We start from the raw sequence: 15,505 nt of genomic DNA on the forward strand, positions 1-15,505 counted from the left end.
AATTTAAATAAAATTTTATCAAATATTTAGCAGAAAAATTTTTGGGGAAGGAGGGGAAAAATGAACGAGAGAAGAAGACAAGGACTTGAAAAAGAAATTTCAAGAATTATTGGAATGACGCTTTTGACAGATATTGAGAATGAAAAAATAAAAAATCTTGTGTCGATTCATAAAGTTGAGTTGACAAAGGATGGTCGTTATCTCGATTTGACTTTTTCTATATTGGATTTAAAAAACAATGTAAATAAAGAAAAAATTGAAGAAGATTTGAATAAGTTAAAAGGATTTTTCAGAAAAAAAATTGGTTCACATCTTTCGATAAGATTTGTTCCAGAAGTGAGAATTCATATGGATAGCAGTGTTGAGTATGGAGTGAAGATATCATCAATATTAAATGATATTAAAAAAAATTAATAATATATTAATTTAGAAAGCGATTTAATTTGTGATGAAATGGGAATTAAAAAAATATGATATAAAATATTTAGCGAAAAAAAGTTCAGAATTTAGTAAAAGTAAATTGATTACGAGACTTTTGCTGAATAGGGGCATTGATACACGAAAAAAAGTTGAAAAATTTTTAAATACGAGTGAAAATGACTTACTAGATCCATTTTTGTTTGAAAATATGGAAAAAGTCGTTGAAAGAATAAAAGTAGCAAAATTAAAAAAAGAAAAGATTGTAATTTACGGAGATTATGATGTAGATGGAATTTCAGGAGTCGCGTATTTAGTTATTATGCTAAGAAAATTGGGTTTAAATATTGACTACTATATTCCAAATCGTGTGCATGAGGGTTTTGGAATAAATAGATCCACGCTGAATTTTTTGAAGCGAAGAGATACAAAATTATTTATTACAGTTGACATTTCTATAAATAGTCGTGAAGAAATAATGCTGTTAAAAAAAAATGGAATTGACATAATCGTGACAGACCACCACAGACAAACAACCATTTGTGATGAAATGGAAATTTTGACAATTAATCCCAAAATAAGTAAAAGTTATCCAAATAAATATTTATCTGGAGCTGGAGTCGCCTTTAAAGTGGCTTGTGCCATTTATGAGAGATCTGGAATGAGTAAAAAGATACTTTATGATTACTTGGATATTGTTATGATTGGGACGGTTGCAGATGTAGTTCCGATGGTCAATGAAAATAGATTTATTATAAAAAAAGGATTAAATAATATAAAAAAAACGAAAATAAAAGGTTTAAAGTATATTATTAATTATTTGAAAATAAATCCGAAAAATATTACGACGAGTGATATTGGATTTTTGATTGCACCAATTTTTAATGCTCTTGGAAGAATTGACAACTCAAAAATTGTAGTAAACTTTTTTATTCAGGAAGATGATTTTAAATTGATTTCCATTATTGAAGAAATGAAAAAAGCTAATAAAATACGGCGTTACTTGGAAAATGAAATTTACAATGAAATTGAAGAAAAAATACAAAGGTTAAATAGACCCAAATATATTTTTATGAAAAGCAGAAGTTGGCATTCTGGCGTTGTTGGTGTCGTTTGCTCAAGAATTTCCATAAAATATAATATACCTGTCATTTTAGTTTCAATAAAAAATGGGTACGGAAAGGCATCTTGCCGAAGTATTGAAGGAATTAATATTTTTGATATGTTAAAAGAAATTTCTACAAAATTGGAGCGGTTTGGAGGACATGATTTGGCGGCTGGTTTTTTGGTTTCGGAAAAATATCTTTTTGAAGTGGAGAGATATTTGCGGCAAAGATTGGTCAGAAAAAATCGGGAAGATGTGGAAAAGATTTTAAATGTGGATTCTTGGTTAAATATTAAAAGTATTAATAAGAAAAAATTATGTGATATAAATAGACTTGCTCCATTTGGCCTAGACAATCCAGAGCCAAATTTTATTGACACAGAAGTCGAATTTATAGGAATTTCAAAATTTGGAATAAATAATCGGCACTTTAAAGGATTTGCCAAAAAAAATGACAGGGTTATTTCTGTGATTGGATATAATTTGGGGCATAAATTAAAAGCAAAAAGCGAAAATGAAAGAAAGTACCGAGTTATTTATACTCCAATATTTAAATCGGTTCATTCTGATTTGTATATCGAACTCAGAATAAAAGATTTCATTTAAAAAATATATAAAAAAATTATTTTAAGTAATAAATTAATTAAATTTAATTAATATATAAAATAAAAAAATTAGGAGGAAAAATTAAATGGCAGTAAAAAAATTAGATGAAACAACTTACGAAGTATCAGCAGTTAGAGAAGGAGAAGAATTTAAACACTTAAAAGAACATGTTTTAGTGCATTTTAAAGATGCTAAAGTGGATGGATTCAGACCTGGACATGTACCTGCAAATGTTATTGAAAAAAAATTTAAAAAAGAAATTGACGGAGAAATTTTAAATCACATAATATCTGATGAATATCAAAAAGCAGTTGCAGAAAATGAATTAAAGCCAATTGCAGATATAAAATTAGAAAAATATGAAATTCAAGCAGACAAAGCTGAAGTTGTATTTACAATTCCTGTATTACCTGCGTTTGAATTGGGACAATATAAAGGACTAGAAGTTGAAAAAGAAAACTTTGAAGTAACTGATGAAAAAGTGAACGAAGAAATTGAAGGAATGAGAAAAAATGCTTCTAAATTAAAAGAAGTTCCTGAAAATGAAGAAGCTAAAAACGATGATGTTGTAAATATTAATTTTGAAGGATTTGTTGACGGAGTTGCATTTGACGGTGGAAAAGCCGAAGGATATGACTTGACTTTGGGATCTCATAGCTTTATTGACACTTTTGAAGACCAAATCGTAGGACACAAGAAAAATGACGAATTTGATGTAAATGTTAAGTTCCCTGAAGCATATCATGCGGAAAACTTAAAAGGAAAACCTGCTTTATTTAAAGTAAAGGTAAATTCTATTAAAAGAAAAGAAGAAGCTGAATTAAACGATGATTTGGCAAAAGAATTAGGATTTGAATCAGTTGACGACATGAGAGCTAAAACTAGAGAAAATATTACAAAAAGAGAAGAAGCTAGAGTAGAAAACGAATTTAAAAATAAAATAATCGAAAAAGTTGTTGACGGAACAAATGTTGAAGCTCCAAGAGCACTAGTTGACAGAGAAATTGAATTCCAAATTAATAGATTTGCACAACAATTGCAAATGCAAGGAATTAACTTGAGTCAATATTTCCAAATGACTGGTCAAACTATTGACAAAATGAGAGAAGATTCAAGAGAAATGGCAGAAAAATCTGTTAAAACCGAATTAGTTCTTTCTGAAATTTCAAAAGTTGAAAATATCACAGTTACTGACGAAGAAGTTGATAACGAATTTGAAGTAATGGCTACAATGTATGGAATGGATAAAGAATCAATGTTAAATGAAGTTAAAAAATCAGGGAATTACCAAAGATTTGCCGATGAAGCAAAATATAGATTGGTAAACAAAAAAACTATTGATTTATTGGTAAAAGAAACTAAAGTAAAGTAAGATAATAATTTAGTAAATCTTAATTATTATATATTTTGATTTTAAAAGAATTTTGTGATATACTTTATTGCAAGATTCTTTTTTATATAATTTTATAAATTAAAAGTGTTGATTTTATGGGAATATTATGATATAGTAAAAATAGTTTAAAAAAATTAGAAAATAAAAAAATAAATTTATAAATAAAAAGTAAGAAAAGGAGACGGTTATGTCAGTATATAGTCCAGTAGTTATTGAAAATGACGGTCGTGGAGAAAGAAGTTACGACATTTATTCAAGACTGCTAAAAGATAGAATAATTTTTGTGAGTGGAGAAGTTGAAGATAATATGGCAAATGCGATTGTTGCTCAACTTTTATTTTTAGATGCGCAAGATAAGGAAAAAGATATAGTTATGTATATTAACAGTCCAGGAGGTGTAATTACAGCGGGACTTGCAATTTATGACACAATGCGTCATATAAAATGTGATGTTTCGACAGTTTGCGTGGGACAGGCTGCCAGTATGGGAGCAGTTCTTTTAGCCGCTGGGACAAGAGGGAAGAGATATTCGTTGCCGAATTCTCGGATAATGATTCATCAGCCACTTGGAGGAGCAAGAGGACAAGCGACAGATATTCAGATTCAGGCAAGAGAAATTGAACGAATGAAAGAAATCACAAGTAAAATTTTGTCTGAAGCAACGAATAAATCGGTTGAAGAAATTTATAGAGATACAGAAAGAGATAATTTTATGTCAGCCGAAGAAGCTGTGGAATATGGATTGATAGATAAGATATTATAAAAAATTTTAAAAATTTAAAGAGGTGAAAAAATGCCAAAAGATAAGAAAAAATATTACTGTTCTTTTTGCGGTAAAGAAGAGTCCCAAGTTGAAAGACTTATTCAAAGTCAGGAAGAAGAAGATGTCTTTATTTGTAACGAATGCATAGAAGAAAGTGAACAGTTACTTGAAAGTTTCAGAGAATATGACGAATTTGAAAATAGACATAAAGAGATAACACTTTTAAAACCAGTTCAAATAAAAGCAAAACTGGATGAGTATATCATTGGTCAGGAAAAAGCAAAAAAGGTTTTATCTGTCGCAGTTTACAACCATTTTAAAAGAATTACACATAAACAGAATAAATCGGTTGATGACGATGTGGAATTGCAAAAATCTAACGTTTTGTTAGTTGGACCTACAGGAAGTGGGAAAACATTACTTGCACAGACGCTTGCTAAAACGTTGAATGTACCTTTGGCAATTGCCGATGCGACAACTCTTACAGAAGCTGGATATGTTGGAGACGATGTGGAAAATGTGCTGCTTAAATTAATCAAAGCTGCAGACTATGACATTGAAGCTGCTGAACACGGGATTATTTACATTGATGAAATTGATAAGATTGCTAGAAAATCAGAAAATATGTCAATTACAAGAGATGTTTCTGGAGAAGGAGTACAACAGGCACTGCTTAAAATTATTGAGGGGACAGTTGCAAGTGTGCCGCCTCAAGGTGGAAGAAAACATCCAAATCAAGAGATGATAGAAATTAACACAAAAGATATTTTATTTATCGTTGGTGGAGCATTTGAAGGGCTTGAAAGCAAAGTTAAAAATAGAATTAATGAAAAGAAAGTTGGATTTGGTTTGGAAACTGAAAATATTAAGTTGGACGATTTGACTTTATTTGAAAATGTGCTTCCTGAAGATTTGATTAAATTTGGACTTATTCCTGAAATAATTGGAAGACTTCCAGTTATTACGGCGCTTCACGGACTTGATGAAGAAGCTATGATTAAAATACTTACTGAGCCTAAAAATTCGCTTACTAAACAATATAAAAAATATTTTGAGATGGAAAATGTGGAGCTTATATTTGAGAAGGATGCGATTGTTGAAATTGCAAAACTTGCTCTTAAGAGAAAAATTGGAGCCAGAGGGCTTCGTTCGATAATTGAAAATGTTATGACAGATTTGATGTATGAAATACCATCTGAAAAAGGTGTAAAAAAAGTTATCATAACAAAAGAATCTGTTACGGACAAAACTAAAGTAAAGATTGAAAAAGAAGAAAAATAAAACAGAAAAATTTAAATTATGAAAGGGGAAAGAATGTCAAATAAACCATATATAGCGACGAGAGAATTAGTTATATTTCCAGAAACTGTAACGCCGATTTTTATTGGAAGAGAAGCTAGTTTAAAAAGTCTGGACGAAGCGATAAATAATTTTGACGGGAAATTAGTTCTTTCAATGCAAAAGGATACGGAGATGGAAGAGCCAAAATTACCGAAAGATGTTTATACAACAGGTGTTTTAGTAAAAATAATCCAATCTGTTGAAATGCCGAATGGGAATATAAAAATTTTGGTTGAATCAAAATCTAAAGTTGTAATAAATAAATTTGAAAAACAAAATGGTGTAATTTTTTGTGAATATGAAAAAATATTTTTAAGACCTATTTCTGAGAGCAAATCTCAGGCATTGAGAAAAAAAGTTTTGGAAAAATTTTCAGAATATGCGAAAAAGACGCAAAAAATTTTGCCAGACATTGTTCAAAATATAAATGGGATTGAAGATGTAGAAAAAGTTTTTAATTTAATTTGTACACATCTGCCAATAAAATCAGTTACAAAGCAGGAAATTTTAGAAATTACGGATATTGAAAAATGTGCTCTAAAAATTTTGGAAGTATTGAGTATTGAAATGGAAGTATTTGTACTGGATATGAATATTGAGAGCCGTGTAAAGGAGCAGATGGCAGAGTTACAGAAGAATTACTACTTGCGAGAAAAAATTAAAGTTATAAAAGATGAGCTGGGCGAAGAAATTGACAATGAAGAAGATGCGCAAGAATTGGATGGAAGAATTAAAAATTCTAAAATCCCAAAAGATTTGAAGGAAAAACTTTTGAAGGAAGTGTCAAGACTTAGAAAAATGCCTGATTTCTCTTCAGAAGCATCGGTTATTAGAAGTTATGTTGAAACGGTTTTAGATTTGCCTTGGAGCAAGTCGACGAAAGATGAAATTGATATTGAAAAAGCAAAAGAAATATTGGATGAGGACCACTACGGTTTAGAAGAAGTTAAAGAGAGAATCTTAGAATTTTTGGCAGTTAAAAAATTGAATAATACGTTAAAAGGTTCAATTATCTGTCTTGTTGGACCTCCAGGTGTTGGAAAAACTTCGCTTGCGCACTCAGTTGCTCGTGCGATGAACAGAAAATTTACAAGAATTTCGCTTGGTGGAGTCAGAGATGAAGCTGAAATTCGTGGACATAGAAGAACTTATGTGGGAGCTATGCCAGGAAGAATTGTAAATTCGCTGAAACAAGTTGGAGTAAATAATCCTGTTATGTTGTTTGACGAAATTGATAAAATGGCATCTGATTTTAGAGGAGATCCAGCATCTGCTATGCTTGAGGTGCTAGATCCCGCACAAAATAACAATTTTGAGGACCATTACATAGATCACACTTTTGACTTGTCCAAAGTATTTTTCATTTGTACAGCAAACGACTTGGGTGGAATTCCAGGACCATTAAGGGATAGAATGGAGATAATTTTTATCGAATCGTATACAGAATTTGAGAAATTAAATATTGCAAAAAGATATTTAATTCCACAAACTCAAGAAGAAAATGGATTGAAAGATTATAAAATTCCATTTTCAGATGCTTCGATTTTAAAGATTATTAACGAATATACGAGAGAAGCTGGAGTTAGAAACTTAAAAAGAGAAATTGGGAAATTATTTAGAAAGATGGCAAAGGAAGCAGTTCTTTCAAAAACTAAAAAATTGTCGGTTACAGAAACAAAAATTAAAAAATATTTGGGAAATGTCAAATATAGACCTGATAAGATTAGAAAAGAAGAAGGAAAAGTTGGAGTTGTAAATGGACTTGCATGGACAGTTGTCGGAGGAACTACATTGGAAGTTCAGGCGGTTAAAATGGATGGAAAAGGAAGGCTGCAGCTCACTGGAAAATTGGGAGATGTGATGAAGGAATCTGCTCAAGTTGCCTATTCTTATGTGAGATATATAAAAGATAAATTGGGAATAAAAGAAAACTTTTATGAAAAATGCGATGTTCACTTACATTTTCCTGAAGGAGCGGTGCCAAAAGATGGACCTTCTGCGGGAATTACAATAACTACAGCGATAATTTCTGTCTTGACAAATAAAGAAGTGAGACAAGATGTAGCAATGACTGGAGAAATCACGATTACAGGAGAAGTTTTAGCAGTCGGTGGAATTAAGGAAAAAGTTATAGGAGCGCACAGAGTTGGAATAAGAGAAGTTGTACTGCCTTTTGACAATAAAATCGATACGGAAGAATTGCCAAAGGAAATATCGAAACAAATGAAATTTTATTTTGCCAAAACTTACGACGATGTTAAAAAAATAGTTTTTAAAGATGAAAAAAAAGCGAAAAAAGTTGTAACTAAAAAAGTGGCAAAAAAGATTTCTGAAAAAAAAGAAAATAAAGTAATATAATAAAAAGTCAGATGTTTTGTGCATCTGATTTTTTTGTATAAAAAATATTTAATAACATTCAAAATCTATATAAGTGTATATAGAAATATAGTGATATAGAAATTTTTTGATATATTTACAAAAAGGTTTATATATCTTAACATTCTTCTTTTAATTTTTTAGCTTTTATTTGTTTTATAAATGCCTTCCGCACGTCTCCTAGTCGCAGTTTTAGAATACCAAGTATCTTCCAAAATAAGCGAATCTCTAAAAGGAGTTTTTAAAACTTGCTGTTTCATATGATTTAAAAACATACATCTGGAAGAATGATGATTGTCAAGTGTAACACAGGAAGCAAAGTGTATAGCCACTTCTTCAGGTGTAATCTTTCCTTCTTTTTTAATACATTTATTCACATTCGACAAAAGGGAATTTATTCCTTTTCCATTACATCCTCCACATTGAAACATAAGAAGTCTTATATCTTGCTCCAATGGATATTTTGAAAATCCACCGCTTCTCTCATAAAATGACTGGCTGCAATGATACCCACTACAGCGTCTTTTTGCAATTTCACATTGAATTATTATAACCAATTTAATTTTTGATAAATCCATAGCATCACCTCAAAATATATTTAAAACTTTTAAAATCTACTTAAATAAAATTATTTATTATAAAATATCATAATTTTAGGGAAAAATCAATTAAATTAATTTTACTTGATAAGATAAGTAAATTGCAAAAATTAATTGACATTTTTTTTAAAATAAATTATAATTTAAAAAGTAAAAACTTCAATAACTAAGGAGTGAACAAATTGAAAAAAGTACAATTTATAATAATTTCTACAATATTATCTTTTGGGTTGATTGTGTCGGCGGCGTTAATTTCAAATGCAATTGATAAGACAAATAAGCTGGATAATAGAATTACAGTAAAAGGAGTTGCCGAAAAGAGAATTAAATCGGACAAGGCACTTATTAAAATAATAATTTCAAATAAAAATGAAAATTTAGATAATTTAAAAAAAGAAATAGATGCGAGGGAAAAAATTGTAATTGACAAGTTAAAAAGTTTAAAAATCAGTGAAAATAGTTACGACATTGAAAATTTAAAAATTCAGCCAAATTATGATAAAGCAAAAGAGAAAGCTTCTCAAAATAATGAAGAGACAGTGGCTTTAGAAAGTAAAATTTTAAATTACGACGGACAGGAAATTATATCAATTGTAACTGGAGATATTGATAAAGCTAAAAAGTTCTATGAAAATTTATTGGAGTTAAAATTACAAAGTGACAATATTGAAATTACAAAGCCAGAATATATTGTTACAAACATTGATAAATATAAGAAGGATTTGTTAGTTGATGCAACAAAAAATGCAGAATTTAGAGCAATTGAAATGTTAAAAGTAAACAGCAATGAAATAAACGGTTTAAAAAGTATGACACAAGGACAATTTGAGATATTAAAAGATAATGAAGATATCTTAAATAAAGATGAAGAAATGCAAAATCAAATTTACAAAAGGATGCGTCTAGTTGTAACAGCCACTTATTTTATAAGATATTAGTTAATTTAAAAATAATAAATAAAATAAATCAGGAGGAAAATTAATGAAACCAGCAGCAGAATTAAGACAGGGAAGTACATACAGAAAGGACAACATACCATATTTAATACTAAAAGCTGAAAGACATCAATCGACATCAGGAAAAAGACAAAGAGCGGCAGAAGTAAAATTTAAGACAAAAGAATTAATTTCTGGAAAAATTCAAGAAATTACAGTACTTGCTACCGAACTTATGGACGACATTATTTTAGATAGAAATCAAATGCAATTTTTGTACGAGAGCGACGGCGATTACAACTTTATGGATCAGGAAACTTTTGAGCAAATAGCATTAACAGCAGAAGATTTAGGAGATGCAGTAAACTTTTTAGAAGAAGAAATGATTATTCAAGTATTGATGTATGAAGGAAGACCAGTTGGTGTGGAACTACCTAATACGGTAATTAGGGAAATCACTTATACTGAGCCAGGATTAAAAGGAGATACAATCGGAAGAGCAACAAAACCTGCAACACTAGCAAATGGTTACAGCTTACAGGTTCCTTTATTTGTCGTAATTGGAGATAAAATCAAAATTGACACAAGAACTGGAGAATACATCGAAAGAGCAAATTAATAACGAAAATAAAAAAAAGGATAAAATTATGAGCTATCGTTAAAAAACGATGGCTTTTTTTTGAAAAATAAGTTATAATTAATATTATATTAAAATTTAGGAGATGAGAAATTTATGGATGATAAAAAAACAAAAAAAGCTGAAATAGCTGAAAAAATAAAAAGAATTGAAGAAATGGAAAAAATTTTGGATAAATCGGCAGATATATTTAGAGAAGTAAATTTGGCGCTAGATAAATTAGAAAAAAATTTTTCAGATTATAGAAAATTAGACGAGTATTACAGCAGTAAAAATTGGTTTTCGGATGCAAACGATTACAATAATGGTAATTTGCCGCAGGACTTAAAATGCGGAGTTTTGAGTGAAGATGCGGCTTATGATTTGTTTGGGGACAGCCATGAGTTGGCGATTAGAATGGTGGAAATTGCGGCGAAGATGCTTAGAAGATAGTTTTTTATTTAAAGGGGAATTAGAGTCTTTTAAATTTATGAAAAATCATTTTAGATGAAAAAATTAAGGGGTTGATTGAAGTGAAAAAAAAGATAATAAAAGGGTTAATATTTATAATTATCATTTTAGGTTTATTTTGCTGTTCAAAAAAGAAAAATACTGATTTAGATTTAGGAAGTGGGATTAATCGGAGTGAAAATACAGTTTTAATTGCTTCGTTTAATGCGTTAAGACTTGGAGAAAAGCAAAAGGATTATTTAGCATTTGCAAAAATTTTGGCAAATTTTGATTTGATTGGGATAGAAGAGGTTATGAATGAAAAAGGTGTAAAAAAAGTGAAAGCTCAATTGGAAAAATTGACGCAAGAAAATTGGAATTATATAATTTCAGATCATTCTGTGGGAAGTGAAAATTATCGGGAATTTTATGCTTTTATTTACAGAAAAAATAAATTTTTGGAAGCAAAGCCAGTCGGATTTTATGTGGAAAAGGATGAAAATGAGTTTATGCGGGAACCTTTTGGCGCATATTTTAAAAGTGGAAACTTCGATTTTGTCTACATCATAGCGCACTCGGTTTTCGGGGACAAAGAAAAGCAAAGACTTATTGAAGCTTCAAATTATGCGAATGTCTACGAATATTTTTCAAAACTCACAGACGAAGATGACATAATTATTGCGGGAGATTTTAACATGTCTGCGGATAGCTTAGCTTTTAAAAATTTGTCTGAAAAATACGATGTTTCATATATTTTAGACCCAAAGGAAAACCCAACAACATTATCGGACACTAAACTTGTAAGTTCATACGACAATTTTTTTATTAATCGTAAAAAAACAAAAGAATTTACTGGAAATTCTGGAGTTTATAACTTTATAAAAAATGATAATTATGCTGAAATTAAAAAATATGTGTCAGATCATTTATTAATTTTTTCAGAATATTCGACGACGAGTGAATGAAATTAAACTTAAAAGAAAAATAAATTTTAATTGAATAAAATATAATATATAACTCATTTATTAAAATTTGCGGAAATATTAAATTATCAAGGTATATAAAAGTTGTAAATTTCTTTTTTTTGATGGTCTTGACTTTGATAGAAAATAAGGTATAATATATTGTTATTGAAAAATATCGAATTATAATTTTATCTTAGAGAGGAGTTTTTATTAAGTGTGTTAGAACACTCGTGGCTTTAGCCATGAGATGAATAACACCAACATTGAAAATATTGCTTTAAAATTTGCAATATTACTAATTTTAGAGTATAATATATTTGGGTTTAAAATTAATATACAGATAAAAAGTAGCAGTGTAGACATAATGTCTTATCTAGTAGTGGCTATTGTGGACTAGCCAAAAAGAATAAGGATTTTAAAATCAAACTTCTTAGAAGATAACTTACTTTTTCAGTTATCTTATGAAGCTCTTGACTTTTAGTCGTGAGTAGTTCACGAATAAGTATCATGATGATGCCGTTAAGTTATTAAAACTTGTCGGCGGAAAAGAAAATGTCGTAGCAGTAACTCATTGTGCGACTAGAATGAGATTTTCTCTTGCGGATGAGAAAAAAGCAAATCCAAAAGAGATAGGACAGCTTGATTCTGTTAAGGGAACGTTTACTAATGCGGGACAGTTTCAAGTAATTGTCGGAAATGATGTTGGAGACTTTTATAAGGAATTTATAAATGTGTCAGGTATTCAAGCGGCTTCAAAAGAAGATGTAAAAAAAGCCGCAATGAAACAGCAGCCATTATTACAAAGAATGGTTGCACATTTAGCGGAAATTTTTGTGCCGTTAATTCCAGCATTGGTAGCTGGAGGGCTTATGCTTGGTATTGGAAACTTTTTACAAGCTAATTTACCATTTTTAGGTGGAAAATCATTTAAAGATATTTCGGAATTAGCAAGAGTTATTTTATTCTTTACAGACTGGATTGGTGGAGCTGTATTCGGAATGCTGCCAGTATTAGTTTGCTGGTCTACAGTTAGAAAGTTCAAGGGGAACGAAGCTCTTGGTATTGTGCTAGGATTGATGTTAGTAGCAGGAACTATGTTAAATGCCTATGTTTACGGTGATATTTCTTCAAGTAAGGAATTGGCAGGTGCAGGAGTTCACCTAAAAGATATTTTAATTAATGGTTCAGCTAAATATGCTCATTTATTTGGTGGAAAAGATCCGTTTAACATTGAGGCAGGAAAGCATGTGTTAAATTTAGGATTTACAAAATTAATGTTAGTTGGATATCAGGCACAAGTATTGCCAGCAATGTTTGCAGGAATTGCATTATGTTATATTGAAGGTTTCTTTAATAAGAGAACACCAGAAGTATTAAAATTAGTGTGGGTTCCATTTATTACATTGATAGTTACAGGATTCTTAACAATTTTATTCATTGGACCATTTGCTAGAACATTAGGAGAATGGTTAGTTGCAATATTTGCGTTCTTATTTAAGACACCGGGGCTAAAATATGTTGGAGCACTTTTATTTGGTTCAACTTATGCACCATTGGTTATAACAGGACTACATCACACATTTATAGCAGTTGATTTACAATTGGCGGCAGCTTCGGGTGGAACATTCATTTGGCCATTGATTGCACTGTCAAATATGGCACAATCAGGTGCAGTTTTTGCAACATACTTTATTTACAAAAAAGATAAAAAACAAGAATCAGTATCGTTATCTTCAACTGTATCAGCTTGTTTTGGGATTACAGAACCAGCTTTATTTGGGGCAAACTTGAAATATATGTACCCATTTTATGCAGCAATAACAGCTTCAGCATTAGCAGCAGTTATTTCTACTGGATTTAACGTATTGGCAAATGGAATCGGAGTTGGAGGAATTGCATTAGCATTCCTATCAATTAAATTTGAAGGTGCTCATCAATTAGGATTCTGGTTAGCTTCAATAGTTGCTTTTGGATTGGCATTCGTATTGACATTTGTATTCTCTAAAAATCCAAAATTAAACAAAGGAAGTTTAACAAATTAATAAAAAGCTATAAAAATATAGATTAAGCTTTACAATAATATTATTTGTTGCGGAATTTGAGAATAAATTAATAAAATTTGGCGGGAGTTTTAACTCCTGCTTTTTTTATTTTTTTATTTCAGTCCTTGAATTTTAATCAAAGATTTGGTAAAATAAATACATAATTAAGTATTGCAAATATTAAAAAATATCGAGATATAGTGTAAAATAGTGATACATTATAATATTTGTATATAAAATAGAAATTTTAAAGTCAAAAAAGGAGAGACTATGTTCAAAATACTAGTTGGAGAATATATTGATGATGAAGCAATTTCACATTTAAAAGAGGCAAAAGATATAAAAGTGGATGTGAAAATTGGAATTAAAAGAGAAGAAATCTTAGATATTATACAAGATTATGACGCTTTAATTGTGAGAAGTGTTATTAAAGTTGACAAAGAATTGCTTGATAGAGCTAAAAATTTAAAAATAGTAGGTCGTGCTGGGAATGGAGTTGATAATATCAATATTCCCGAAGCTACTGCACACGGAGTAATTGTTGCAAATACGCCTGACAGCAACACAGTTTCGGCTTGTGAAATTGCAATTGGACTTATGATAGCGTCAGCAAGAAATATAGTTTCAGCAAATAATTTTATAAAAAGCGGAAAATGGGAAAGAGAAATTTTTGTTGGAAATGAATTATTTGAAAAAACATTGGGAATCATTGGTCTAGGAAGAATTGGAAGTCTTATGGCAAAGAGAATGAAAGCGTTTGGAATGAATTTAATTGCATATGATCCATATATTTCTGATGAAATATTTAAGAGAAATAATTGTGAAAAAGCAAATACGCTTGATGAACTTTTAAAAAAATCAGATGTAATTACAATTCATACACCGAAGACAAATGAAACAATAAATATAATAAATTCTGAAAATATTTCTAAGTTAAAAGATGGAGTTAGACTTGTCAATGCGGCTCGTGGAGGATTATTTAATGAAGAGGCAGTTGCAGAAGGTCTAAGAAGTGGGAAAATAGCAAGTTTCGGTTACGATGTTCACTCAGTTGAGCCAAGAAGTGAATGTGTACTTTATGAATTTGAAAATGCGATTGCAACACCACATATCGGAGCGACAACTTACGAAGCGCAAAGAAATGTTGGAACTCAAGTTGTAAAACAAGTATTAAACGGACTTCGTGGAGAAATCGTGGAAACAGCGGTGAACTTGCCGTCAATTGGAAGAGAAGAATATTTAATCGTAAAACCTTATATAAATTTAGCTGAAAAATTGGGAAAAATTTATTTTCAAATTGAAAAAAATCCAATTTCAAATATCGTAATTAATTATTACGGTGAAATAGCCCAGCAAGAAACAGCATTAGTTGATGCAACTGCAATAAAAGGGATTTTGGAGCCTGTATTAAAAGAAGAAGTGAATTACATAAATTCAAGACCGCTTGCTGAAAAAAGAGGAATTAATATTTCAATAAATAAAAAAGATGAAAAGTACAAAAATTACGCGTCAGCAATTGAATTTGTTGTAAGTAATGAAGAAGGGCATAAAGTTCATGTTGTCGGAACAATTGGGATAAATGGTGAAGAGAGAATAGTAAACATCAAAAAACACGATGTCGACATGGCAATTTCAGATAACATGATTTATCTTGGAAATGACGATGTTCCAGGAGTAATTGGAGCTGTTGGAGCAACATTAGGAAAAGCTGGTGTGAATATTGCAACAATGAATGTTGGAAGAAGAGATAACAGTGCTATAATGCTACTTACTGTGGATAGTGAAGTAGAAGGAAATGCGCTTAGAAATTTGAGAAAATTAAGTCAAATTAAATGGGCTCATTATTTGGATTTGAAATTATAAAAAATATAAAACAAAGAAAAGAAAAAAAAGAATA

Annotated in this window: 13 protein-coding genes; 12 read left to right on the plus strand and 1 reads right to left on the minus strand. The window is 30.1% G+C overall.

Annotated elements, in window-relative coordinates; all coding sequences use genetic code 11:
• Positions 1-60: 60 nt before the first annotated feature.
• From rbfA to lon, 6 genes are all read left to right on the plus strand, one after another.
• On the plus strand, positions 61-414 hold the full coding sequence (gene rbfA / locus BCB68_RS08565; RefSeq protein WP_094080394.1) for a 30S ribosome-binding factor RbfA: 354 nt from the start codon (positions 61-63) through the stop codon (positions 412-414).
• Between the two features lie 34 nt (positions 415-448).
• Entirely contained in the window at positions 449-2,128 is a 1,680-nt protein-coding gene (recJ, locus tag BCB68_RS08570) for a single-stranded-DNA-specific exonuclease RecJ (protein WP_094080395.1), read from the plus strand.
• Between the two features lie 85 nt (positions 2,129-2,213).
• Entirely contained in the window at positions 2,214-3,500 is a 1,287-nt protein-coding gene (gene tig, locus BCB68_RS08575; protein ID WP_094080396.1) for a trigger factor, read from the plus strand.
• A gap of 208 nt (positions 3,501-3,708) precedes the next feature.
• Positions 3,709-4,284, plus strand: a complete 576-nt coding sequence (gene clpP, locus BCB68_RS08580; protein ID WP_094080397.1) for an ATP-dependent Clp endopeptidase proteolytic subunit ClpP — start codon at positions 3,709-3,711, stop codon at positions 4,282-4,284.
• A gap of 30 nt (positions 4,285-4,314) precedes the next feature.
• Complete coding sequence (gene clpX, locus BCB68_RS08585; protein ID WP_094080398.1) at positions 4,315-5,565, plus strand: ATP-dependent Clp protease ATP-binding subunit ClpX; 1,251 nt, start codon at positions 4,315-4,317, stop codon at positions 5,563-5,565.
• Positions 5,566-5,598: 33 nt separating this feature from the next.
• Positions 5,599-7,983 carry an endopeptidase La gene (gene lon, locus BCB68_RS08590; protein WP_094080812.1) on the plus strand — a complete coding sequence of 795 codons (2,385 nt, stop codon included), beginning with the start codon at positions 5,599-5,601 and terminating at the stop codon, positions 7,981-7,983.
• Between the two features lie 158 nt (positions 7,984-8,141).
• Here lon and BCB68_RS08595 read toward each other — a convergent pair whose 3' ends face one another.
• Positions 8,142-8,579 (minus strand): CGGC domain-containing protein, encoded by a 438-nt coding sequence (locus BCB68_RS08595; RefSeq protein WP_094080399.1) that lies wholly within the window; start codon positions 8,577-8,579, stop codon positions 8,142-8,144.
• A 194-nt stretch (positions 8,580-8,773) separates the two neighbouring features.
• Here BCB68_RS08595 and BCB68_RS08600 point away from each other — a divergent pair, with 194 nt between their 5' ends.
• From BCB68_RS08600 to serA, 6 genes are all read left to right on the plus strand, one after another.
• Positions 8,774-9,538, plus strand: coding sequence for an SIMPL domain-containing protein (locus BCB68_RS08600; protein WP_237048610.1), 765 nt, complete (start codon positions 8,774-8,776; stop codon positions 9,536-9,538).
• A 43-nt stretch (positions 9,539-9,581) separates the two neighbouring features.
• The gene (gene efp / locus BCB68_RS08605; RefSeq protein ID WP_068157814.1) at positions 9,582-10,154 is read left to right on the plus strand and encodes an elongation factor P; all 573 of its coding nucleotides are present in this window, start codon (positions 9,582-9,584) and stop codon (positions 10,152-10,154) included.
• Between the two features lie 114 nt (positions 10,155-10,268).
• The gene (locus tag BCB68_RS08610; RefSeq protein WP_094080401.1) at positions 10,269-10,604 is read left to right on the plus strand and encodes a DUF4298 domain-containing protein; all 336 of its coding nucleotides are present in this window, start codon (positions 10,269-10,271) and stop codon (positions 10,602-10,604) included.
• Between the two features lie 80 nt (positions 10,605-10,684).
• Complete coding sequence (locus tag BCB68_RS08615; RefSeq protein ID WP_094080402.1) at positions 10,685-11,566, plus strand: endonuclease/exonuclease/phosphatase family protein; 882 nt, start codon at positions 10,685-10,687, stop codon at positions 11,564-11,566.
• Between the two features lie 869 nt (positions 11,567-12,435).
• Complete coding sequence (locus BCB68_RS08620; RefSeq protein WP_237048730.1) at positions 12,436-13,608, plus strand: PTS transporter subunit EIIC; 1,173 nt, start codon at positions 12,436-12,438, stop codon at positions 13,606-13,608.
• 270 nt (positions 13,609-13,878) lie between these two features.
• Positions 13,879-15,471, plus strand: coding sequence for a phosphoglycerate dehydrogenase (serA, locus tag BCB68_RS08625; protein ID WP_094080403.1), 1,593 nt, complete (start codon positions 13,879-13,881; stop codon positions 15,469-15,471).
• The last annotated feature ends 34 nt before the right edge of the window (positions 15,472-15,505 follow it).

Origin of the sequence: Leptotrichia sp. oral taxon 498 (genome assembly GCF_002240055.1) — a bacterium.
Classification (GTDB): Bacteria; Fusobacteriota; Fusobacteriia; order Fusobacteriales; family Leptotrichiaceae; genus Leptotrichia; species Leptotrichia rugosa.